The sequence below is a fragment of the Priestia sp. D3YE.R1 genome (assembly GCF_049199565.1).
Classification (GTDB): Bacteria; Bacillota; Bacilli; order Bacillales; family Bacillaceae_H; genus Priestia; species Priestia aryabhattai.
In genome coordinates this window covers 19,230-42,010 of sequence record NZ_JBLTHW010000001.1, presented here as the reverse complement: position 1 = coordinate 42,010, position 22,781 = coordinate 19,230, and the positions used below count along the sequence as shown (strand labels likewise).

General features: G+C 37.9%; 27 protein-coding genes and 1 riboswitch. Of the genes, 12 read left to right on the top strand and 15 right to left on the bottom strand.

Annotation, left to right across the window (positions count from 1 at the left end; genetic code table 11):
• Positions 1-14 precede the first annotated feature (14 nt).
• On the top strand, positions 15-1,160 hold the full coding sequence (locus tag ACOZIR_RS00250; RefSeq protein ID WP_045291282.1) for a glycosyltransferase family 4 protein: 1,146 nt from the start codon (positions 15-17) through the stop codon (positions 1,158-1,160).
• Between the two features lie 32 nt (positions 1,161-1,192).
• Here the strand turns inward: ACOZIR_RS00250 and metK are convergent, their stop codons facing one another.
• Complete coding sequence (gene metK / locus ACOZIR_RS00245) at positions 1,193-2,395, bottom strand: methionine adenosyltransferase (RefSeq protein WP_013059536.1); 1,203 nt, start codon at positions 2,393-2,395, stop codon at positions 1,193-1,195.
• A 132-nt stretch (positions 2,396-2,527) separates the two neighbouring features.
• A riboswitch (SAM riboswitch) is annotated at positions 2,528-2,645 on the bottom strand.
• A gap of 375 nt (positions 2,646-3,020) precedes the next feature.
• Between metK and pckA the strand changes: the two genes are divergently transcribed.
• Positions 3,021-4,610, top strand: a complete 1,590-nt coding sequence (pckA, locus tag ACOZIR_RS00240; protein WP_310878342.1) for a phosphoenolpyruvate carboxykinase (ATP) — start codon at positions 3,021-3,023, stop codon at positions 4,608-4,610.
• A 34-nt stretch (positions 4,611-4,644) separates the two neighbouring features.
• On the opposite strand, the gene ACOZIR_RS00235 is transcribed toward pckA, so the two are convergent.
• Positions 4,645-4,887 carry a DUF2584 domain-containing protein gene (locus ACOZIR_RS00235; RefSeq protein ID WP_028411849.1) on the bottom strand — a complete coding sequence of 81 codons (243 nt, stop codon included), beginning with the start codon at positions 4,885-4,887 and terminating at the stop codon, positions 4,645-4,647.
• Positions 4,888-4,941: 54 nt separating this feature from the next.
• Positions 4,942-5,724 (bottom strand): alpha/beta hydrolase family protein, encoded by a 783-nt coding sequence (locus tag ACOZIR_RS00230; RefSeq protein ID WP_045295565.1) that lies wholly within the window; start codon positions 5,722-5,724, stop codon positions 4,942-4,944.
• Positions 5,725-5,896: 172 nt separating this feature from the next.
• On the opposite strand from ACOZIR_RS00230, the gene ACOZIR_RS00225 reads away from it, so the two are divergent.
• From ACOZIR_RS00225 to ACOZIR_RS00215, 3 genes are read left to right on the top strand one after another with little or no spacing between them, the layout of a single operon-like run.
• Positions 5,897-6,895, top strand: coding sequence for an ABC transporter substrate-binding protein (locus ACOZIR_RS00225; protein WP_045295566.1), 999 nt, complete (start codon positions 5,897-5,899; stop codon positions 6,893-6,895).
• A 1-nt stretch (position 6,896) separates the two neighbouring features.
• Positions 6,897-7,667, top strand: a complete 771-nt coding sequence (locus ACOZIR_RS00220) for an ABC transporter ATP-binding protein (RefSeq protein WP_025750714.1) — start codon at positions 6,897-6,899, stop codon at positions 7,665-7,667.
• A complete protein-coding gene (locus ACOZIR_RS00215; RefSeq protein ID WP_045295567.1) occupies positions 7,654-8,460 on the top strand; it encodes an ABC transporter permease in 807 nt (268 codons plus the stop codon). The genes ACOZIR_RS00220 and ACOZIR_RS00215 overlap by 14 nt, the downstream gene beginning before the upstream one ends.
• A 47-nt stretch (positions 8,461-8,507) precedes the next feature.
• Here ACOZIR_RS00215 and ytkD read toward each other — a convergent pair whose 3' ends face one another.
• From ytkD to ACOZIR_RS00190, 5 genes are all read right to left on the bottom strand, one after another.
• Positions 8,508-8,978, bottom strand: coding sequence for an RNA deprotection pyrophosphohydrolase (ytkD, locus tag ACOZIR_RS00210; RefSeq protein ID WP_013059543.1), 471 nt, complete (start codon positions 8,976-8,978; stop codon positions 8,508-8,510).
• A 104-nt stretch (positions 8,979-9,082) separates the two neighbouring features.
• Complete coding sequence (locus ACOZIR_RS00205; RefSeq protein ID WP_045295569.1) at positions 9,083-9,403, bottom strand: hypothetical protein; 321 nt, start codon at positions 9,401-9,403, stop codon at positions 9,083-9,085.
• A gap of 74 nt (positions 9,404-9,477) precedes the next feature.
• Positions 9,478-9,903: a phage holin family protein gene (locus ACOZIR_RS00200; protein ID WP_045295571.1), complete on the bottom strand. Its 426-nt coding sequence runs from the start codon at positions 9,901-9,903 to the stop codon at positions 9,478-9,480.
• Positions 9,904-9,984: 81 nt separating this feature from the next.
• On the bottom strand, positions 9,985-10,425 hold the full coding sequence (locus tag ACOZIR_RS00195; RefSeq protein ID WP_043975884.1) for a Dps family protein: 441 nt from the start codon (positions 10,423-10,425) through the stop codon (positions 9,985-9,987).
• Between the two features lie 163 nt (positions 10,426-10,588).
• Positions 10,589-11,062 (bottom strand): S-ribosylhomocysteine lyase, encoded by a 474-nt coding sequence (locus ACOZIR_RS00190; RefSeq protein WP_310878343.1) that lies wholly within the window; start codon positions 11,060-11,062, stop codon positions 10,589-10,591.
• Positions 11,063-11,212: 150 nt separating this feature from the next.
• Here ACOZIR_RS00190 and yidD point away from each other — a divergent pair, with 150 nt between their 5' ends.
• Positions 11,213-11,440 (top strand): membrane protein insertion efficiency factor YidD, encoded by a 228-nt coding sequence (gene yidD / locus ACOZIR_RS00185; RefSeq protein WP_013059548.1) that lies wholly within the window; start codon positions 11,213-11,215, stop codon positions 11,438-11,440.
• Between the two features lie 3 nt (positions 11,441-11,443).
• Here the strand turns inward: yidD and ACOZIR_RS00180 are convergent, their stop codons facing one another.
• Complete coding sequence (locus ACOZIR_RS00180; RefSeq protein WP_045295577.1) at positions 11,444-12,016, bottom strand: beta-class carbonic anhydrase; 573 nt, start codon at positions 12,014-12,016, stop codon at positions 11,444-11,446.
• A gap of 118 nt (positions 12,017-12,134) precedes the next feature.
• Between ACOZIR_RS00180 and ACOZIR_RS00175 the strand changes: the two genes are divergently transcribed.
• Together ACOZIR_RS00175 and ACOZIR_RS00170 are read left to right on the top strand one after the other, a co-directional pair.
• The gene (locus ACOZIR_RS00175) at positions 12,135-13,322 is read left to right on the top strand and encodes a GTP-binding protein (protein WP_310878345.1); all 1,188 of its coding nucleotides are present in this window, start codon (positions 12,135-12,137) and stop codon (positions 13,320-13,322) included.
• Positions 13,323-13,405: 83 nt separating this feature from the next.
• Positions 13,406-14,365, top strand: a complete 960-nt coding sequence (locus ACOZIR_RS00170) for a metal ABC transporter substrate-binding protein (protein WP_310878346.1) — start codon at positions 13,406-13,408, stop codon at positions 14,363-14,365.
• Between the two features lie 29 nt (positions 14,366-14,394).
• Here the strand turns inward: ACOZIR_RS00170 and ACOZIR_RS00165 are convergent, their stop codons facing one another.
• Positions 14,395-14,640 carry a type B 50S ribosomal protein L31 gene (locus tag ACOZIR_RS00165; RefSeq protein WP_013059552.1) on the bottom strand — a complete coding sequence of 82 codons (246 nt, stop codon included), beginning with the start codon at positions 14,638-14,640 and terminating at the stop codon, positions 14,395-14,397.
• A 152-nt stretch (positions 14,641-14,792) separates the two neighbouring features.
• Between ACOZIR_RS00165 and ACOZIR_RS00160 the strand changes: the two genes are divergently transcribed.
• Together ACOZIR_RS00160 and ACOZIR_RS00155 are read left to right on the top strand one after the other, a co-directional pair.
• Positions 14,793-16,127 carry a cytochrome ubiquinol oxidase subunit I gene (locus tag ACOZIR_RS00160; protein WP_045295372.1) on the top strand — a complete coding sequence of 445 codons (1,335 nt, stop codon included), beginning with the start codon at positions 14,793-14,795 and terminating at the stop codon, positions 16,125-16,127.
• A gap of 15 nt (positions 16,128-16,142) precedes the next feature.
• Entirely contained in the window at positions 16,143-17,180 is a 1,038-nt protein-coding gene (locus ACOZIR_RS00155; protein WP_045295374.1) for a cytochrome d ubiquinol oxidase subunit II, read from the top strand.
• A gap of 30 nt (positions 17,181-17,210) precedes the next feature.
• On the opposite strand, the gene ACOZIR_RS00150 is transcribed toward ACOZIR_RS00155, so the two are convergent.
• From ACOZIR_RS00150 to ACOZIR_RS00140, 3 genes are read right to left on the bottom strand one after another with little or no spacing between them, the layout of a single operon-like run.
• On the bottom strand, positions 17,211-17,669 hold the full coding sequence (locus ACOZIR_RS00150) for a flavodoxin (protein ID WP_195781698.1): 459 nt from the start codon (positions 17,667-17,669) through the stop codon (positions 17,211-17,213).
• A gap of 15 nt (positions 17,670-17,684) precedes the next feature.
• Positions 17,685-18,440 carry a hypothetical protein gene (locus tag ACOZIR_RS00145; protein WP_310878347.1) on the bottom strand — a complete coding sequence of 252 codons (756 nt, stop codon included), beginning with the start codon at positions 18,438-18,440 and terminating at the stop codon, positions 17,685-17,687.
• 54 nt (positions 18,441-18,494) lie between these two features.
• On the bottom strand, positions 18,495-18,776 hold the full coding sequence (locus tag ACOZIR_RS00140; RefSeq protein WP_028411863.1) for a DUF2325 domain-containing protein: 282 nt from the start codon (positions 18,774-18,776) through the stop codon (positions 18,495-18,497).
• 207 nt (positions 18,777-18,983) lie between these two features.
• Between ACOZIR_RS00140 and ACOZIR_RS00135 the strand changes: the two genes are divergently transcribed.
• Together ACOZIR_RS00135 and ACOZIR_RS00130 are read left to right on the top strand one after the other, a co-directional pair.
• Positions 18,984-19,142 carry a DUF1540 domain-containing protein gene (locus ACOZIR_RS00135; protein ID WP_013059558.1) on the top strand — a complete coding sequence of 53 codons (159 nt, stop codon included), beginning with the start codon at positions 18,984-18,986 and terminating at the stop codon, positions 19,140-19,142.
• A 65-nt stretch (positions 19,143-19,207) separates the two neighbouring features.
• Positions 19,208-19,411 (top strand): hypothetical protein, encoded by a 204-nt coding sequence (locus ACOZIR_RS00130; RefSeq protein ID WP_013059559.1) that lies wholly within the window; start codon positions 19,208-19,210, stop codon positions 19,409-19,411.
• Between the two features lie 29 nt (positions 19,412-19,440).
• Here ACOZIR_RS00130 and ACOZIR_RS00125 read toward each other — a convergent pair whose 3' ends face one another.
• Positions 19,441-20,484, bottom strand: a complete 1,044-nt coding sequence (locus ACOZIR_RS00125) for a ribonucleotide-diphosphate reductase subunit beta (protein WP_013059560.1) — start codon at positions 20,482-20,484, stop codon at positions 19,441-19,443.
• 16 nt (positions 20,485-20,500) lie between these two features.
• Positions 20,501-22,744, bottom strand: a complete 2,244-nt coding sequence (locus tag ACOZIR_RS00120; RefSeq protein ID WP_045295376.1) for a ribonucleoside-diphosphate reductase subunit alpha — start codon at positions 22,742-22,744, stop codon at positions 20,501-20,503.
• Between the last annotated feature and the right edge of the window lie 37 nt (positions 22,745-22,781).

Sequence of the window (22,781 nt, the reverse complement as noted above, 5' to 3'; positions counted from 1 at the left end):
TAGGAGGAGTACTAATGAGAATTGCTTTATTTACCGATACATTTGCTCCGGAAGTTAACGGAGCTGCTAAAACACTTTATCAATTTACTCAGTATGTCAAATCAAAGCAAATTCCCATCCAGGTATTTGCTCCTGAATTTGCTCATAATCAGTCATTTTCAACGTATGTTCACCGCTCGCCCAGCATGCCTTTTTTCCTTTATCCAAACAGCCGCTTTTCATTGCCAAACGTTCTAAAAATTAAAAAGCAGCTGCAGGAATTCAACCCTTCTCTCATTCATTTGGCCACCCCTTTTACAATGGGGCTTTGCGGCTCCTATTACGGGAAAAGATTAGGTGTTCCTCTTGTCGGCTCTTATCATACCAATTTTGATGATTATTTATCTCACTATGAACTTGAAAAAATGCGTGTACCACTGCAAAAATATATGAAATGGTTTTATAAACCTGTACAGAAAATATTCGCTCCCTCCGAAGTAACCAAACAGCAGCTAGAAGAACAAGGGTTTCACAACGTAGCTATTTGGTCGCGAGGGGTGAATCACAAATTGTTTCATCCCCACTATGACCGCTTTGATATTCGTATTAAATACAATATTAAAAAACCCTACATTTTAACGTATGTAGGCAGATTAGCTAAAGAAAAAAACGCTGATTTTTTAATAAAAATCGCACGATCTCTACCTGATCATATCCGTCATCAAATTCACTGGGTTATTGTGGGAGACGGCCCTTTAAAGGAACAGATGCAGCAGCAAGCATCTGAGCATATGACATTTACAGGCTTTCTTGAAGGTAAGCAACTTGCTCATATCTACTCGTCATCTGATTTGTTTGTTTTTCCTTCAGAAACAGAAACCTTCGGAAATGTCGTACTGGAGTCTCTTGCTTCTGGAACTCCTGTAGTGGCAGCAAATGCAGGAGGAGTTAAACAGATGGTTCAGCACGGGCGAAACGGCTACCTTTGCAAACCTCACTCCTTAGAAGAATTCAGTTCGGCTATTACAGGTTTACTCGATGATTTGCACCAGCGGCTTCACTTTGGCCATGCAGCGAGACACTATGCTCTTACTCAATCATGGGACGCCATTTTTCAGCATTTGCTTTCAGAATATGAAGATGTCGTAGAAAAATCTGCTGAAGGCATTCAATGGGCATAAAAAAAATCTCCGTTTTCACGGAGATTTTTTTATTATTTAGCTAAAGCTTGAGTTTTTAATGCTTCAGCTTTGTCTGTGAACTCCCAAGGAAGCTCCACATCTGTACGGCCAAAGTGACCGTAAGCTGCTGTTTGCTTATAAATTGGGCGACGTAAATCAAGCATTTTAATGATGCCTGCTGGACGTAGGTCAAAGTTTTTGCGTACTACATCTACTAGTACTTCTTCAGAAACTTTTCCTGTACCGAATGTATCAATTGAAATAGATACTGGCTGTGCAACACCAATTGCATATGCTAGTTGTACTTCACATTTATCAGCAAGATCAGCTGCTACAATGTTTTTCGCAACATAACGAGCTGCATAAGCTGCTGAACGGTCTACTTTTGTTGCGTCCTTACCAGAGAATGCACCGCCGCCGTGACGAGCATATCCGCCGTAAGTATCAACGATAATTTTACGACCAGTTAAACCAGCATCTCCTTGAGGGCCGCCGATTACGAAACGTCCTGTTGGGTTAATGAAATACTTTGTATTTTCATCAATTAACTCATTTGGAACAACTGGATTAATAACATATTCTTTTAAGTTACGTTGAATTTGCTCTAACGTTACTTCTGGGTGATGCTGAGTTGAAATAACAATTGTATCGATGCGAACAGGTTTGTTGTTTTCATCATATTCAACTGTTACTTGTGTTTTACCATCTGGGCGAAGGTAAGGAAGAATTTCTTCTTTACGTACTTCTGTTAGACGGCGAGCAAGTTTATGAGCTAATGAAATTGGAAGAGGCATTAATTCTTTTGTTTCGTTACATGCATAACCAAACATTAACCCTTGGTCTCCAGCTCCGATTGCTTCGATTTCTTCATCGGACATTTGACCTTCACGTGCTTCTAACGCTTGGTCTACACCAGCAGCGATATCAGCTGACTGCTCGTCGATAGATGTTAATACTGCACAAGTTTCAGCATCAAATCCGTATTTTGCACGAGTATAGCCAATTCCTTTAATTGTTTCACGAACTGTTTTAGGAATATCCACGTAAGTAGAAGTTGTAATTTCACCGCTTACTAAAACTAAACCAGTTGTTACGCTTGTTTCACAAGCAACACGAGCATTTGGATCCTTTGCTAGGATAGCATCAAGAATTGAGTCAGAAATTTGGTCACAAATTTTATCGGGATGTCCCTCTGTAACAGATTCTGACGTGAACAGACGACGTTGTGTTGACATCAGTTTTCCTCCTTATAAATACGATACATTGTGATACGGTACTCATTCCCTTATTTTCATTACACGTTAAAAAATATAAAAAAACCTTTCCTTGTATCGAGGAAAGGTATCAAATTCTACATAAGCCTTTCACTCTTATCGATCAAGGTTGTGCCCTTGCATCAGGTTAGCACCTTATCGTCTACACAAAAAAATGACGATGGTTGCTGGGTTTCACAGGGCCTGTCCCTCCACCAGCTCGGGATAAGAGAGTATCCGTTCAAGGACATATAATACATGAAAAAGCGCTTCACTGTCAACAACATTCAAATGGAAATCATCTCTTTATGTTTGAAGCTGTTTTAATGTAACATACTCAAATTTAAAAATAGTATACCTTATTAAGAATGAAAACGAAGTTTGGTTAACAAGACAGATTTTTAAAAAGGCTTTCATTTAAAATACCTTCACTTTTTTCGCTTCTAGCACATATACATGTGTCTAAAATAGGTATAACGTACATTTTTTTATAATACACAAACATTTTTAGTTAAATAGTATAGAATAATTAAATAAATGTGTTATACTAATTATAAATTTCAAACATTAATGAATAAATAATAGCTAAAAAAGGAAGGTAGTGCACATGAGTACTGTTGATATGTCTATCGAATTAAATGGTTTGCTTCAATTAAAAACAACAAAACACCAATTATCTGTTCCACAACTTGTTGAAAAAATTCTAGCTCGACGCGAAGGAACGCTGACTTCTACAGGTGCTGTGTCAGTCGAAACCGGAAAATATACAGGTCGCTCTCCTTTGGATAAATTTATTGTAAGCGATGCTGTATCTTCAAAAACGGTTGAATGGGGACCGGTCAATCAGCCAATTTCTGCTCAGCGATTCGATGCGCTATACAAAAAAGTCTTAACCCACTTAAAGAAGCAGGATGAACTTTTTGTTTTTAATGGATATGCTGGAGCTGATAAAAAGTATCAGTTACCAATTCAAGTAGTTAATGAATTTGCATGGCACAACCTATTCGCTCAGCAGTTATTCATTCGCCCTTCAGCTGAACAAAAAACAAATGATGATGTGAAGCCGTTTACAATTGTAGCAGCTCCAACGTTCAAAGCTGATCCTGAAACAGACGGGACGAATTCTGAAACCTTCATTATTCTTTCATTAGAGCGACGGATTGTGCTAATTGGAGGAACTGAATACGCTGGTGAAATGAAAAAATCTATTTTCTCAGTGATGAACTTCTTGCTTCCCCAAAACAATATTCTATCCATGCACTGTTCTGCTAACGTAGGAGAAGAAGGTGACGTTGCATTATTCTTTGGTTTATCTGGAACGGGTAAAACAACGCTTTCTGCTGATGCAAACCGTCGTTTAATCGGAGATGACGAGCACGGTTGGTCAAGCTCTGGTGTATTTAATATTGAAGGAGGCTGCTACGCGAAGTGCATTCAGCTTTCCGAAGAAAAAGAACCGCAAATTTTTAATGCAATTCGCTTCGGCGCCGTACTGGAAAATGTAGTGTTAAATCAAAATACGAAAGTAGCAGATTACAATGATAATAGTTTAACAGAAAATACTCGTGCCGCTTATTCAATTGACTCTATTGATAATACGGTATTGCCAAGCGTTGCTGGGCACCCTACAGCTATTGTCTTTTTAACTGCTGATGCCTTCGGCGTCTTGCCTCCAATCAGCAAGCTTACAAAAGAACAAGCGATGTACCATTTTCTGAGCGGATACACTAGTAAGTTAGCTGGAACAGAACGCGGCGTAACATCGCCACAGGCCACTTTCTCTACATGCTTTGGTGAGCCTTTCTTACCTCTTGCTCCAACAACTTATGCAGAAATGCTAGGAAAGAAAATCGATGAACATAACGTGAATGTCTACCTTGTAAACACTGGATGGACCGGCGGTGAATACGGCGTGGGTGAACGAATGAAGTTAAGTTACACTCGAGCTATGGTTCAAGCAGCTCTTGAAGGAGAACTAGCTAATACCGAAACAGTAACAGATGCTATTTTTGGTTTATCAATTCCAACTCATGTTCCGGGAGTTCCTGATGAAGTGCTTCAGCCTTCTAAAGCATGGAACGATGCAACAGCTTATAACCAAAAAGCAACTGAACTTGCCGCTAAATTTAAAGCGAACTTCAAGCGTTTTAATGATGTAGCAGCTGACATTTCAACATTGGGCGGACCTAGAGTCTAATAAAAAACCGATCGTCTTATAGACGATCGGTTTTTTAGTTAGTCGAATGTAATTTGGTCAGTTCATATGTGACAATGGTTTTTTCCTGTTCCATTTCTACCTTACGCACAACAGCAGTTCCAATACATTCTCCATTTTTCGTTTTGTGAATGTTTAATGGAATATCTAAAGGATACAGGCGATATCCTTTTTTCTCAACTTGAAAAATGTTATCCGTTACACGCTTTTCGTTGCCTTTTGTCACAATCATTGTATTTAATTCTAGCGGCATCCCCATTTTTTCTCACTCCTCACTGTTATTCTACTTGTTTTTTCTATCGTAGCATATCTTTTATTGCGCTTTCATCCACTTCGTTAACTTCTTTACCGTTTCTCGGTTTTCTTTTGGTGGAAAAGCATGCGGAAAGTTTTCGAAATACCAGCTGGTAACTTTTTTATTAGACTTCTTTAGTTTAGATTCGAGCTGATAGGAATGATCAATCGACACGTTTTTATCTTCTAAACCATGAATAAGCAAGACCGGCGGCTCGACGAGATGAGCACGATGCAAAGGTGTCCTCCATTCGTATCTTTCAGGATATTTAGAAGGAGTTCCTCCAATCACCCGCTTCATCATTCTTCTTAAATCTTCTCTTTCTTCATATGTCAATACCATATCCGTGACGCCTCCCCATAGCACAAGAGAACGGCTGTCTTTTTTTTCAATGGCTGTGAGTAAAGCCATCACTCCCCCTCTTGAAAACCCAAAAATATGAATGCGGTCATGGTGGACGTTAGGAAGCTGTTTCAGTAAATCGTAAGCAGCAAAAGCATCGTAACGATCATCTCCTGCAAAATCTTCGTTTCCTTCGCCTCCTTGATTTCCCCTATAGAACGGAGCCATCACAATAAAACCTTGAGAAGCAAATTGAATGAGTCGAGCAGGACGAACCGTTCCTACGTTCTTAATACCTCCTCTTAAGTATAAAAAGCCGTCATACATTCCTTTTTCTTTTGGCTCTGCGAGCATTCCTTTAATCTTAAGCCCTTGACATGCATATGTAATCACCCACAGCGCCACGCGAGGGTTTGATGATGGGAAACGCTGTTTATGAAGAATTGTTCCATCTTTCATTTTTTTCCTCCATTCTTTATATAACTAGCCTGCTTTCTTCCGCCAAGGTTTACTTTCAGTCGTTGACTAATACTTCTTTGATTTTCCACATAGTTATATAGGCACTCACCTTCTTCCACTTCTTTACATACATTATCATAAAATATTTTATTATTTTAAGGAGGTTTGCTTTATGAAACCAATTAAATGGCTTTTTTCTTTGCTTGCTATCATGATTTTACTCATTCCACTAATTAGCTGCAGCAAAACAACACCTGTACAAACGGTTCGTGTCGGCGAAGTAACTCGCTCTATCTTTTATGCTCCCCAGTACGTCGCTATTTCAAAAGGCTTTTTTGAAGAAGAAGGACTAAAGGTAGATTTAAAAACAACGTGGGGCGGAGATAAGACAATGACGTCACTTTTATCTGATGGTATCGACGTCGCCTTAGTCGGCTCGGAAACTTCAATCTACGTATATGCACAGGGGTCTAGTGATCCCGTCATCAATTTTGCACAGCTAACCCAAACCGACGGAACATTTCTAGTAGCGCGTAAAAAGGTCGATCAGTTTTCATGGGATCAGCTTAAAGGCAAAACGTTTCTTGGTCAACGCAAAGGCGGCATGCCGCAAATGGTAGGAGAATATGTGTTGAAACAGCATAATATTGACCCTAAAAAAGATGTAAAACTCGTTCAAAACATTGATTTTGCTAACGTTGCGAATGCTTTTGCTTCTGGTACTGGAGATTACGTTCAATTATTTGAGCCAACGGCTAGCATTTTAGAGAAACAAGGAAAAGGACATATCGTTGCTTCCTTCGGAAAAGAATCAGGAACAGTTCCTTATACAACATTTATGGCCAAAGAAAGCTATTTAAAAGATAACCCTGAAGCAGCAGCTAAATTTACTCGAGCTATTTACAAAGCACAAAAATGGGTGAATACACATAGCACAGATGAAATTGCTGAAGTGGTTGCACCGTATTTTGAAGATACACCTAAAGAAACGCTGAAAACCGTGATTGATCGCTATAAATCCCAAAAATCCTTTGCAACTAACCCTTTATTAGATCAAAAAGAGTGGGATCATTTACAAAAAATCATGGACGAATCTGGAGAACTTCCAAGACACATTGATCACAGCAAGCTAGTCAACACAAAATTCGCAAAAGATGCAATGAGTGAGTAATATGACAAAACTTCACATTCAAGATGTTCAGCATATGTATCTTACGACAAAGTCTGCTACCACTGCACTTGAACATATTAATTTGTCTATTGAAGAAGGAGAATTTGTTTCCTTTCTCGGCCCAAGCGGATGTGGAAAAACGACGCTTCTATCGATTATTGCAGGCTTGATTGAACCAACGTCCGGCTCTGTCACAATAGACGGTGAAAATATCGGAACATCAGTCCCAAACATCGGTTATATGCTTCAACAAGATTATTTGTTTCCGTGGAAAACCATTAAAGAAAATATTTTACTTGGGCTTGAAATTCGCGGACAGCTAACAGATAAAACAGAGAGTAAAGCATTGCTGCTCCTAAAAGAAATTGGTCTACAAGGCGTAGATGACCTATATCCACACCAGTTATCCGGAGGCATGAGACAACGCGTCGCTTTAGTCCGAACACTTGCCATCGACCCCGCTATTTTACTCTTGGATGAACCTTTTTCAGCACTAGATTTTCAAACAAAACTTAAGCTTGAAGAACTTGTCTCCAAAACGCTGATGACTTATCAAAAAACGGCTGTTTTGGTCACGCACGATATCGGCGAAGCCATTGCTATGAGCAGCCGAATCTTTTTATTCTCAGCCAAGCCGGGAAAAATCGCAAAAACATTCACGGTTCCTTCTATTTTACGAACCCTCTCTCCGTTTGAAGCACGACAGCACCCTGTCTATAACGACTTATTTATGGACATATGGAAGGAGCTTGATCAACTTGAAACCCACTAGCTCCCTAGATACTCTTCACGAAAGCTACCTTCGCAAGGTTCGGGTCGAAAAACGATTAGTACTGAGCGTGCAGCTGGTCATTTTCTTAGCCTTTTTTAGCTTATGGGAACTTGCTTCTCGTTTAAAGTGGATTGACCCTTTAATCTTCAGTTCCCCTACTAAAGTATGGCATTTATTTTTAATTAAACTTGCCGACGGCTCTCTGGCAGAACATATTGGTTTTACGTTATTTGAAACAGTTCTTGGCTTCATTTTAGGCACAGTGCTAGGTATTTTACTTGCCACGGCTCTTTGGTATTCAACTAGGCTTGCACATATATTAGACCCTTACCTCGTTATTTTAAACGCCATGCCAAAAGTAGCGCTGGGCCCTATTTTAATTGTAGCTATCGGTCCAGGATTTTTTTCAATCTTAACGATGGGGGCCATTATATCCGTTATTATTACATCCATCGTCGTTTACACAGCATTTAAAGAAGTGGATCCAAACTATATTAAATTACTAAAAAGCTTTGGGGCAACGAAAAGCCGCTGTTTTAAAGAAGCAATCTTGCCAGCTTCCATGCCTGCCATTATTTCTACATTTAAAGTAAATGTCGGTTTATCTTGGGTAGGCGTCATCGTAGGAGAATTTTTAGTTTCTTCAAAGGGGCTTGGATATATGATTATTTATGGTTTCCAAGTCTTCAACTTCACTCTTGTTCTTCTCAGCTTATTATTAATTGCCATTTTCGCTACGATTATGTACCAAGGCGTGGCTTATTTAGAAAAGAAATTGATCCGACGCTCATAAAAAAATACCCCCGTACAAACGGGGGTATTTTCGTTGACATGATGCTTTCACAAAAATGTTCGCTTTACATATTTCATTACATACTGCAAAACATTATCTTTCATGATGAAGCTGTACGCATCATCTTGTTGAATGCCCGAAGGTAGTTCATCAATCATTACGGGACCATCCGTTTCCATGTAGTCTTCTTTCTTAATTACATTTCCAATAGTAGCAAAATAAATATTTTTAATAATGGTCTTTCCTTTGCTTACTACTTTATATTGACCAATATAAGTTAAAGAAGAGACTTCTCCGCCTGTTTCTTCAAATACTTCTCGAACCGCTGCTTCTTCTGGTACTTCATTGCCTTCTAGTTTTCCTCCGGGAAATTCTAAACCTCGTTTTGAGTGATTCGTTAGCAACCATTGATTTTCATACCTGCATACGACCCAAACATGACGTGGAGTTTTCGAGAATGGATTTTTTTCAAATGATAAAAATACTTGATTATGATATGCATCCTTAAATGTGTACATGGTCGACTCAAACTCCATTTGATTTTTCCCTTATTTTATCATACATTACGGCCATACCTGATAAGAAAAGTATGCTCGTACTTTTTTTCTTTGCTTTTTACCCCTTATTCCGTTCTATCTGAAGATAAAATATTCATCTGTTTGATATGTGATTTTGTTTCATCGTCTCCCAGCTGATAAAGCAGGGCATATATGTCAACTGTCGTTTTATCGTACATATCATTTTGAGAATCATGATGATATTCCAGATACGGAATATGTGATCGCCAAAAGCTTGACCAATCGCTTGAAGCACGCTGATCTAAATACGTTCTCAGCTTCTCCACTTCTTCATCTGTTGCTTCAATCGCATAATTCCAATCTGAAGCAGTATTTGACTGATTGATTTCTCCTGAACTTAGGGATACATAATATTTTTTTGTCATGAAAGATATTCAGCTCCTTCTTTCTAGTGCCAACTTATCTTTCTTATTTGTATCTTATTCTTTTTTTATACACTCTACGATTTAAAGCGGTCTTTTAAAATCGCTATTGCTTTTTTTAACGGCTCTGGAATTGGAATTCCTACAATTCCTGCATTTTCTGTAATTGAAATCATTTCGTTTAAAATATAGAACAAAATAGCTCCATCTCGAATAATATGACCGTTTTCCCAGAATACAGAATCGATAAAGTTTGCTACCGCAATCATGGCAAAAATAAAAATCTTTTTGGCAATTCCTTTAAAACCTACTTTGCTAGATAAACGTTTATTTATAAAAGCTGCAATTGTACCCGTCAAGTAATCCATTGCAACTAATGCTACTAAAGCCATTAGTAAATAGTCCCACTCTCCAAATAAAAAAAAAGCCAGTGAACCTAAACTTGAGATTATCAAGACAGAAAGCTTCTGCATATCCACTTTTTTCACCCTTTCAGCAGTCATATCCCTACAGTATATGCCGGTGAAAAAAAAGTGTTCGTCCATCTTATCGTAAAAAAACCTGCGATTGCTCGCAGGTTTTACTTACTTGCCTAGGAATGATTTTAACATCCACGTATGCTTTTCCAAGCTTTGATGAATGGCTAAAAGCATGTCCCCTGTTGTTTCATCGCCCGCTTCACCGGCTGCGTCCATTCCTTCTTTTAATTCAGCAGTTAGCGTATCAAAATCGCTTACTAAAGAAGCAACCATATCTTTAGCCGTTTCGCTTCCATCAGCTTCCTTAATAGAAGAAAGTTCTAACGATTCTTTCATTGTCGCCACAGGTTTTCCTTCTAATGCTAAAAGGCGTTCTGCAAGGTCATCAATAATTGTAGCTGTTTCCGTATACAGCTCTTCAAACTTTTCATGAAGAGTGAAAAATTGTTCACCTTTTACGTACCAGTGAAAATTATGGAGTTTTATGTACATTACACTAAAATTTGCCACTTGTTTATTAACGATTTCATTTACATTCACTTCCATTTTTTTCGCTCCTTTATGAACTCTTTGTATAGTATAGTTGTACCCTTTTTTAGTTGATTAAAACATTTTTTTCATAAAAAGAGACATTTCCCTTTCTTTAGACCCAGAGAAAATTCTTCATCTTTTTCCAAATAAAATAAGCAGCCCAGCGGACTGCTTATTTTTAGCCAAATACTTTTTCTAAATCTTCTTTGTCCTGTTCTAACCAGAACTTCATCAAGCGTTTTGCTCCTTCTAAATCGTGAAGTTTCGCTTGGCCGCACTGCTTTTCATTTGCTGCTGGAATTTCAGTAATGTCAATTGCATCTTTTAACGTATCGTCCAGCAAATCAATAATTTCACGTACAGTCGGCTCACCGCTCACTACTAAGTAGTATCCCGTTTGACATCCCATAGGCGAAATATCAATAATATCAAAGTGATCGTATTTTTCTACATGAGTACGAATATTAAAAGCTAATAAATGCTCTAACGTATGAATAACGTCCGGCTTCATTGCTTGTTTGTTTGGTTGGCAAAAACGAATATCGAATTTATTTACAACACCGTCGCTTCCCACTTTGTGAACACCGCAGTGTCTTACGTAAGGTGCTTTAACCGCATTATGGTCTAGCTCAAAACTTTCTACTGATGGCATAATACCACTCCTTTTTTCTTCTTTCACCTATCATAACATGCAATTCCGATATATTTCATCCATTTAATAACCTTTATTTCTTTTAGTTGCTTTTTATTCCTTCTATCCCTTATAGTATGAGCAAACACGAAAGAAAGAACGTGATAATAAATGATTGCAAAGCTTTTGCTTTTACTTATAAAAGGTTATCAAAAAGGAATTTCACCTTTTCTTCCGGCAAGATGCCGCTTTTACCCTACCTGCTCACAGTACGGAGTTGAATCCATTAAACGTTTTGGTGCCGTAAAGGGATCTTATTTGACTGTAAAACGCATTTTAAAATGCCACCCTTTCCATCCGGGTGGCATTGATGAAGTACCTGAGAAAAAATCACACTAGGCTTTAGTTGTTTTCGATTGCTTCATATCCATTTACAACAACATCTAGCTTTCCTGTATTTGGATCAATAACTAGTCCATGTACAGGAGTATCTTTTGAGAATAGAGGGTGTTTACGGATTGTCTCTACACTATGCTGAACAGTCTCTTCTACTGAATCAAAACCCGTTAACCATTTTTTCAAGTCCATAGAATATTCAATGGTATTAATCACTTCATCTGATATGCCTTTTGCTCTTACTTTCTCTAAAAAAGGTTCTGCCTGAAGTTTACCTGCTCCACAATCGTGGTGACCAATTACACATACCTCATCAGCTTGTAGCTCGTACACAGCTACTAAAATGCTTCGCATAATACTTCCAAATGGATGTGAAACAAGCGCTCCTGCGTTTTTAACAATTTTCACGTCTCCGTTACGCAGATTTAAAGCGTGCGGAAGCAATTCTACCAATCTTGTGTCCATACACGATAAAATGACCATTTTTTTATCAGGGAATTTGCTTGTTTCGTAAAGTTCATACTTCTTTTCTTCTACAAATTTTTGGTTAAATTCTAAAACGTCTTGTAATAAGCTCATCTGCTGTCTTCTCCTTTATAAAAAAATTCTTTCTTGTATTATAATACTTTTTCCTATAAGATGAAAAGTGTTAAATCGTAATCATTATTATTTATAAACAAGAAAGTAGGTTATAACAGTGAAAAAAATTCCCGTTACCGTTTTAAGCGGATACCTTGGTTCAGGTAAAACAACTCTTTTGAACCATATTTTAAAAAATAAAGAAGGTTTAAAAGTCGCGGTTATTGTCAATGACATGAGCGAAGTAAATATTGATGCAGACTTAGTTAAACAAGGCGGATTTTCCCGAACAGAAGAAAAACTTGTTGAAATGCAAAATGGCTGTATTTGCTGTACGCTTCGAGATGATCTAATGAAAGAGGTAGAACGCCTAGCTGACAATGGTGATATTGATTATATTGTCATTGAATCCTCTGGAATCAGCGAACCTATCCCTGTTGCCCAAACATTTACTTATATTGATGAAGAGCTTGGCATTGATTTAACTCAAAAATGTTCCTTAGATACAATGGTCACTGTAGTAGATGCTAATCGCTTTTGGGAAGACTTTTCATCCGGCGAAAGCCTATTAGACCGTAAAGAAGGAACAGATGAAAACGATAAAAGAGAAGTGGTTGATTTATTAATCGATCAAATTGAATTTGCAAACGTCATTTTGTTAAACAAAGTTGATTTGTTAACAAAAGATGATGCAGATGAGCTGCAGGCTGTTCTTCACAAATTAAACTCAGAAGCCACTGTTATCCAAACAATTAATAGTGAGGTAAGCCTTGAAGCCATACTTCATACCGACTTATTCGACTTTGAAAGAGCTAGTCAAGGAGCCGGGTGGATTAAAGAACTAAATGAAGAACACCATACGCCTGAAACGGAAGAGTTTGGTATTTCTTCTTTTGTATACAGAAGAAATCGTCCCCTTCATCCTGAACGCTTTATGAAATGGTTAGAGAACTGGCCGGTTGATATTGTACGTGCAAAAGGATTTTTCTGGCTTGCTTCACGTAACCATACGGCAGGACTTCTTTCTCAAGCAGGTACGTCCATTATGATTCAAGGAGCGGGTGAATGGGTGGCGACGTACACAGCAGAGGAAAGAGAACAAATCTTAAAAGAAGAACCTGAATTACGAGCAAAATGGGATGAGCAATTTGGAGACCGTATTAACGAGCTTGTGTTCATTGGTATTGATATGAACGAAGCTGAAATTATTAAAACATTAGACCACTGTTTGTTGACAACTGAGGAAATGAATCAGGATTGGACTACTTTCAAAGATCCTCTTCCGAAGTTTACAGTAAGTACGTAAATTTTTAGTTTTCAAATCGTAATAATTACGATATAATAACATAGGTCATAAATGGTTACGATACGAACGGAAGGAGCAACATAATGAAATTCAAACCACTTTTAATGGTGCTGGCATTAGGAATTGGAACAGCCCTTGCAGGGTGCAGTTCAAGCAGTGCAAATAACGCATCTGATAATAAAAACAAAAAATTAGAAGTTTACACAACAATTTACCCTTTACAAGATTTCACTGAAAAAATCGGTGGAAAATATGTAGAAGCTAAAAGTATTTTACCAACTGGTGTAGATGCTCACTCATTTGAACCTACCACAAAAACAATGGTCAAAATCGCCAACGCGGACGCATTTGTTTACTCAGGAATTGGACTTGAAGGTTTTGCAGATAAAGCACAGTCTACGCTAAAGAATGAAGATGTCGCTTTAGTAGAAGCTGCAAAAGGAATTGAACTAGCAAAGAGTTCTGAAGATGAGCATGCCCACGAGGACGAACATACACATGAAGAAGAGCATAACCACGGAGATACAGACCCTCACGTTTGGCTTGATCCTATTTTAGCTATTCAATTAGCAGAAAATATTAAAAATGAACTTGTTGAATTAAAACCGGATAAAAAAGCAGAATTTGAAAAGAACTTCCAATCGTTAAAGACTCAGCTTGAAGATATGAACCAAGAGTTAAAAACAACGATTGGCGACGCACCTCATAAAGAAATTTTAGTATCACATGCAGCCTATGGCTACTGGGAAAAACGATACGGCTTAAAGCAAATTAGCGTAGCGGGTTTATCTCCTACAAATGAGCCGTCTCAAAAACAATTAGAAAACATCGTAAAACAAGCAAAAAAAGACCATATCAAATACTTTATCTTTGACCAAAATTTAAAGCCTAAAGTGTCTACGCTTGTAAAAAATGAAGTGGGAGCTCAAGCTTTAACACTTCATAACTTAGAGTCATTAACGAAAAACGATGTTAAAAATAAAGAAGATTATTTCTCCATTATGCAGCACAACATTGATACGTTGAAAAAAGCATTATATTAATAAAAAAACTAGCCTCCCGGCTAGTTTTTTTATTGTAATTTATATTTTTGCTTAAAGCGTTCCACACGGCCGCCTTTATCAGCAAATTTTTGTTTTCCTGTATAAAATGGGTGTGTATCCGAACTGATTTCAACTTTTAAAAGCGGATATGTGTTGCCATCTTCCCATTGAACGGTCTCATTTGATTGTTTTGTAGATCCTGATAAAAATGATGTTCCGCTATTTGTATCCATAAATACAACTTTACGATAGTCTGGATGAATATTTGTTTTCATTAAATATCTCTCCTTTAAAACAATATACATTTATTATAATCGTAATGATTACTATTTTCAAGTGATATGTTTTACCAGTTCTGATGCATAAAGCGTGGTAAAAAGTGGACAATAAGGTTTATCAATACTTTACTGGAAAGGTTGAAAAATGAATGGATCATTTAGTTACTGCACGTTCAATGTTTGGTCTGAACATGGGAGTACATATCATTTTTGCCACTCTTGGCGTCGGCATTCCTCTCATGATTTTATTGGCTGAAATTCTTTACTACAAAACAAAAGATAAAGATTATGAACTTATGGCACAGCGCTGGACAAAAGGAGCTGCTGTCCTGCTTGGAGTCGCCATTCCCACAGGAACGATTGCTGGTGTACAATTAGCGTTGCTTTGGCCAGGCTTTATGGAAATCGTAGGAAAAGTGATGGCTCTTCCCTTTCAAATTGAAATTTATGCTTTCTTTATTGAGGCTCTTTTTCTCTCCATTTATGTATACGCAGCGGACCGTATTTCTCGAAAGATGCGGATTATTAGTCTGGTTCTAGTAGCAATAGGCGCCCTTGCCTCTGCCGTTTTAATTACAAACGTGCACGCATTTGAAGGAACACCTGCTGGATTTCGGATTTTAAATGGCGAAATTGTAAGCGTAGATCCTTGGGCAGCTTTCTTTAATCCGAGTTTCTTTGTAACGTCCGGTCACGTAGCTGTTTCTGCCTATACAACCGGAGGCTTTGTCATTGCTTCAGTAGCTGCCTTTAAAATGCTTCGTGCGAGAAAACATAATCCAAGAGAATATAAATTTCATCATAAAGCTTTGATGATGGGATTAGTAATCGGCGGGATTTTTTCTTTTGTAACGGCTTTGAATGGACATGAATCCATGCAAAAAGTATACGAATATCAACCTGAAAAACTCGCAGCTGCTGAGGGTCTATTTGAAACGCAAGATCATGCTCCATTAGCTTTAGGCGGATTTACAGATGAAAAAGAACAGCGAGTCAAGTATGGAATTGAGTTTCCGTGGATGCTCAGCTTCTTGTCGGGTAATAGCTTTAATACAGTGATTACTGGACTCAATGACTTCCCTAGAGATTATTGGCCGCCGCTTTTTGTGCATACCTTGTTTAACGGTATGGTCATTATCGGATCGATTTTAATTTTAGTGGCGCTAGTGGGCGTTGTTTGGTACAAGTTTTTAAAGAAGAAAAGCTTCCCTAAAGTTTTCATGTGGGCATTTGTCGCAACGGGCCCTCTCGCGATCATGGGCATTGAATTCGGATGGATTTTCGCATGTACAGGCAGACAACCCTGGGTCATTTACCGCATCATGCGTACATCAGAAGCAGTTACCACTTCTGCTAATTTGCATATTTTATTTTTTTTATTTTTGCTTGTTTATATCGTACTCGTGGCCGCAGTCGCCCTTGTACTGGTGTTTTATTTTAGACGAAATCCGCTTTCTAAAGAGCTTGCTGCGCAAGCAGATTAAAAAGGATGTGAGAATATGGCTGATTCATTACTAGCAATCACTGTAATATGGGGCTTCATTTTTATCTATGCCGTAATGGGAACGATGGACTTTGGAGCTGGCTTTTGGTCGATGGTATATATTAATCGTACGAAAACGAACGCTACAGATGTAGCAAACAGATATCTATCGCCTACTTGGGAAGTAACCAATGTATTTATTGTGGCGATTGTTGTTGCGCTGTTTAGTTTTTTTCCTCGAGCTACATTTACGCTTGGAACAGTGTTACTAATACCCGGAAGTATCATTTTACTTCTCTTATCTATTCGAAGCGGGTTTTTAGTGTTTTCACACTATGCTAGCAGCTTCAAATATCGGAGAGCATTGGTTTATATATCCGGTATATCCGGCGTGTTAATTCCTGCTTTTTTAATCGCCGTACTGCCCGTAAGTCAAGGTGGGTTTATTGATATAATTGACGGAACGCAGCGATTAAATTTAGCAAAAGTATTTTCAAGTCCGCACGTCTATTCATTTATCGGTTTTGCCATTACCTCTTCGCTGTTTTTATCGTCTCTGTTATTAGCAGATTACTCGAAGTCATCTGACGAAATGGAAGCTTATGCGGTCTATCGGCGTGATGCGCTCATTACGGGGCCTCTTTCCCTGCTAATGGCTATCTTTATTATGATTACAATGCAATCAGAAGCAAGCTGGTTATATGATAAAATGATGCAGTTTAAGCCTCTTCTTTACGGATCTGTAGGCCTATTTGTAATAGCTGGTATTGCTCTGCTGCTGCCTTCTCAAAAAGGAAAAGGCATGCCTCGTTTAGCCGTGGTATCTATTATCCTTCAATATTTCTTAGCAAGTTACGTATACGGACGAAGCCACTTACCTTATGTGGTCTATCCAAACGTAACGATTGAGAATGGATTTACACATCCCGATGCGTTTCGTTCGTTATTTATTGTGTATATTGTTGGCTTTGCTATTTTATTTCCTGGATTCTTTTATTTCTGGCGTCTATTCATGAAAGATAATAAAGAATACAGCAAAAAGAAGCCATATTAAAAAACCCGGTCAGCACTTGACCGGGTTTTCTTATGAAGCAGCAGATTTTGCCACTACTTCAGCAAAGTCTTTAGCAAATACCTTACATTTTTCTACATCTTCTCCAAAGGGAGAGAGCTCGATTTTCAAACCGGGAACGGCTATATTTCCGTTGCGTCCCTTTATTTTTTCTTCAATTAAATCAACTGCGCCGCAAAAAACATCATATGATGAATCACCTGAACCAAATACAGCCATCTGCTTTTGACTGAGATCTATATCATCCATTTCATCATAAAGATCTAAAAAATCATCTGGCAGCTCTCCATCTCCCCACGTATAAGCTCCAAAGATAATAGATTCTGCGGATACAAGGTCAGAAGCATCAATGTCATATACCTCTGCTCGTTTCACATGCAGTCCATGCTTGACTAATTCTTCTTCGATCAAATCGGCTATTGCTTCTGTGTTGCCTGACATACTCGCATAAGCTAGTAAGATTTCCTTCATATAAATGACGCTCCTTTACACCAGCAGTGTTGGCCGCACATCCCCTTCTTCATCACATTCTTGCTTAAGAGGACAATTTTCACACTCACTGGATGCATAATTCTTTTGAAAATGTTTTGGTTCCATTAACACACTTTTGACAATATGTAGTTGAAGTATGGCTTTTTCATAATCGTCTGGTGCAATATGATAAGTTGTTGTTTCTCCGGTTAATAATGAATAAAAACGAATTTGTTCAGGAACCTTTTTAAAAGCTTGTTTCGAAAAAACAATAATAAAGTCTTTCATTGCGTTCTTCACTTCTTCATGGTCATCTAGAATGAATTTTGTTACCGTATAAGACTTGTCTGTCCATGCAGCAAAATCAATGGTTAGAGAAAGGTTGCTTTGAATTTCTTCTACATAAACGCTGTATTTCTCAAACACAAAAAGAGGTAGCTCCACATGTGTTTTCTCGCCTAAAAACCTCAGTAAATAATCACTTACTTTAGCTAACACATCGTAATAGTGAATGGGTGATGAAAACATATTTGGCTTTAGGCGCCAATATTTTTCAATAAGCTGTAAAACATAGAGGTTTGAGCGATACTCAACTGGCTTGCTATAGTATGTTTTAATGATTTGATGGACAGTTACTTGAACATGCTGTTTCCAATCTATAGATGTCTTTTTCAAAAGAAGCTGCTGCTGATAAAATTTGTACGGACATCGAATAAATTGTTCGATGTGGTTATTGGAAAGTGTCTTTATATGCACTTTCATCGGTTCCATCTATGTCTCACCACCCTAATTGAAATTCATTCTCAATAATGATTAAAAATTAAATCATGAAATTTGCTCAATCACTTTACGAATAGCACTCCATGAATGTTTGACGAAATAAATTGGTTTTTGCTGTTTTTTTGCTTTCTCTTTAATGACTTTTGCCATATTGTGATTAATAAAATCCGTAATAACTAATACAAACCCAATATGTTCAGGAATTTCTCGCTTCACCATATTGCTTTTACGGCCATCTAAATGAATTACTTCATTAAACCCTTCTCCGGCTAGACGATCTGTAATATGCTTTAACCTGTCTCCTCCTACAACCATTACTGATGACATGTTTGTTCCCTCCCAATTAATTATTCATTTAATGATTTGACAACAACCTGTATTCTTTACTATATACACAGTTTAATTGAGAATGATTCTCTTTGTCAATGTTTAATTGATAAAAATTCTCAATTAAAATGAAAGTCTACTACCTTTCTTATAAGTTAGCTGAATTTTGACCATACTATAGCTATCACATACAAAGGAGGGTTAACGTTGGAACAAAACATTCTTTGTGAAGTAAATAACTGTCACTTTTGGAAAAATGGAAATCACTGCAGTGCAGAAGAAATTTACGTAGTAAGTCATAGCGGAAAACATGCAGCAAGCAGCTATGAAACAGACTGTAAAACGTTCAAGCCAACTGAAGCGTAACCCGCAAAAGGACAGCCTCTGGGTTGTCTTTTTTCTCTCTTCAAGATCATAAAAAGGAGACTAATATGAAGACTGAACAACTGATTCATTTTTTTAAAGAAGAAGCCATAAAGGCAAATGAACAAACCTTTCCAATCTATGTACAATCGTTTACTCATTTATGGACATACAAATGGGGAACACTTGAAAATATTCCAGAAGAAATTGATGACTTAATTACTACACGTGCGTTAGAACTTGGACTTATTCACTTAAAAAAAGCTGACTAATCGATAAGGAAATTAGTCAGCTTTTGTGTTTATAGATCATCAAATCCATTTGCATCTGATGCTTTTGTATATTGTCGTGATTTCTGTTCAAAGAAATCCGTTTTCCCTAAATCTACCTCTTGATAAGCAATAATCCAACGAAGAGGATTTTCAATCGGTGCTTCTGGGAAAGCAGCTCGACCGAAGCCTAACTGATTACAGCGTTTGTTAGCCATATATTCAATGTACTGCTGCAGTTCTTTCATCGTAATGCCATCGAATTTTTCTCCAATAACAGATTCCGCCCATTCAATTTCAAGACGGGCCGCCTCTTGGAACGTTTCAACTACAAACGTTTCTAGCTCCTCCGTACGATAAGCTGGATTTTCATTTAGTACTTCCTTGAAAATCTTTTCAAATAATCCAACATGAAGCTGTTCATCACGATTGATATAGTTAATCATCGTAGATGTCGCCACCATCTTTTGATTTCTCGCAAGATTATAGAAGAACGCAAATCCGCTATAGAAGAAAAGACCTTCTAAAATAACATCATATACCATAGACTTCAAAAAGTTTTCAACCGTTGCTTCTTCGCTAAATGCTTTATATCCGTTTGTAATAAAGTCATTTCGTGCCCGAAGCTTTTCGTCTGTACGCCAGTATTCAAATACTTCATCTTGTTTCCCTTTTGGTACAAGACTTGATAAAACATATGAATACGAATGATTATGAACCACTTCTTGCTGCGCTAAAATAATCATTAGAGCATTAATCGAAGAATCGGTTACATAGTCAGCTACTTTGCTAGCATAATCTGATTGAATACTGTCCAGCAGCGCCAGCAGGCCAATAATTTTCAAAAAGCTCTCTTGTTCGTCAGCGGTTAACTGAGGGAACTGCTTAATATCTTGACCCATATTAATTTCAAACGGCGTCCAGAAATTAGCTAGCATACGCTTGTATTTAGGGAACGCCCATGAAAATCGGACGTCATCCCAGTTTAGAATATTGGAGCTCTTGCCGTTGATGATTCCTGTCGAACGGTTCGGAGCTGTTTCGTTCATTAATTCTCGTTTTAACATGCTTGTCATCAATTATTCACTCCTTTTAACTATGACAGCTTTCACATTCTTCAATGACTTCACTTGATGTTGAACGTACGTAATAGGTCGTTTTTAATTTTTCTTTCCATGCCGTCATATGAAGATCCAGTAACTCTTTTGCTCGGATATCGTTTTGTACATATAAATTGAATGAAATAGATTGATCAATATGGCGCTGGCGCTTTGCGTTTTGCTTAATGCTCCAGTGCTGATCAATTAAATAAACGGACTTATAATACCAGTTTGTTGCTGGCGATAAATCTGGTGCCGTCACTGGGATTTTATAATTTTTCTTTTCCTCTGAATAAAACTTACGGAAAATCGGATCAATACTTGCCGTAGAACCCGCGATAATAGATGTTGATGAATTAGGTGCTACAGCCATTAAGTATCCATTTCTTATCCCATTGCTTTGAACTTCGTTACGCAGTTCATTCCACGCTTCGCTTGTGTATTCACGTGTTTCAAAATAAGCGCCTGACTCAAAATCTGAGCCTTTAAATAATGGATATGCGCCTTTTTCTTTAGCTAAGTTCATACTTGCCTGCACGGTTAAGTAAGAAATTTGTTCATACAATTCATCGCAGTATGCTACCGCTTCATCTGTCTCCCATGCTATTTTCTTCAAGGCAAGCAGATGGTTCCAGCCAAATGTGCCAAGCCCAACTGCGCGGTACTTTTGATTCGTTAGCTTTGCTTGAAGTACTGGCAAATCATTTAGCTCAATAACATTATCAAGCATGCGTACTTGAATTGGAATTAAACGTTCAAGCACATCTTCAGTTACGGCTCTCGCTAAGTTAATAGAAGAAAGATTACATACGACAAAATCGCCCGGATTCTTTGTAATAATAATTTTTCCGTCTTCCGTAATTTCCTCCGTTACGACCGTTGTACTTTGATTTTGCGTGATTTCTGTACATAAGTTACTGCAGTAAATCATACCCGCGTGGCGGTTTTGATTAGCTCGGTTAACCGTATCACGATAGAACATATAAGGAGTTCCGGTTTCAAGCTGCGAAAGCATAATGCGCTTGAAGATTTCAATAGCAGGCACTGTTTCTCTTGAAAGCTGTTCATTGTTTACACACTCAGCGTAATGAGTGCGGAACGAACCGCTGCCTTCTTCTTCATCATAAAAATCTTCTAACGAGTAGCCCATCAGCGTACGAACTTCGTGAGGATCGAATAAGTGCCAGTCTTCACGTGCTTCTACTTTTTCCATAAACAAATCTGGCAGACATACGCCAGTGAATAAATCATGCGTGCGCTGGCGTTCGTCACCATTGTTCAGACGCGCGTCTAAAAATGAAAAGATATCTTTATGCCATACGTCTAAATATACGGCAATAGCTCCTTGTCGCTGACCTAGCTGATCGACACTTACAGCCGTATTATTTAGCTGTTTCATCCATGGAATTGTTCCTGATGATACGCCTTTAAAACCTTTTATATCACTTCCTCGGCTTCTAATATGACCGAGGTAGACACCAATTCCGCCTCCATTTTTACTAAGCGTGGCCAAATCTGTATTGCTATCATAAATACCGCGTAAGCTGTCATCAATCGTGTCAATAAAGCAGCTAGACAGCTGTCCGTAGCTTTTTCCTGCGTTTGAAAGCGTTGGAGTGGCAACCGTCATATATAGACTAGAAAGCGCCCAGTACGCTTCTTTTACTAATGCTGTTCGATTTTCTTTCTTTTCTTGAGACATCAGTGTCATAGCAATGATAAGAAAACGTTCTTGCGGTAGTTCGTATACGCGCTTATCATGTGATGTCGCTAAATAGCGATCTGCTAATGTCAACAATCCAATATATGTAAATAAACGATCGCGTTCAGGAATAATGACTGAAGCAATTTCATTAATTTCTTCTTCTGTATATGTTTTTAATAGTTGTTTATTATAAATGCCGATTTTTGTTAGTTCTTGAATAAGCTGATAAAACGAACCGTACTTCTCTTTTTTATCATAACCTCGGCTGTCTGCTGCTTTTCGATATAGTTCGTTTAAATAGACGTCTGCTGCCACGTACGTCCAATCTGGTTCTTCCATTGAAATACGCTCTAGGGCTGCCAAAATTAGTACGTTTGCAACCTTTTCGTCCGTCATATTTTCCTTTACTGTAACAGTTTGAATAACCTTTTCCTCATACAAAGAAAAATCAAGCTGCGTAAATTCTTTTTTTAGACGTTCAATATATGCAGTTAATTCATGTAGAATTGTAGGCTTTAATGTATTCACCATAAATATGGCTCCTCTCTTCACTTCAAAATAAAAAATC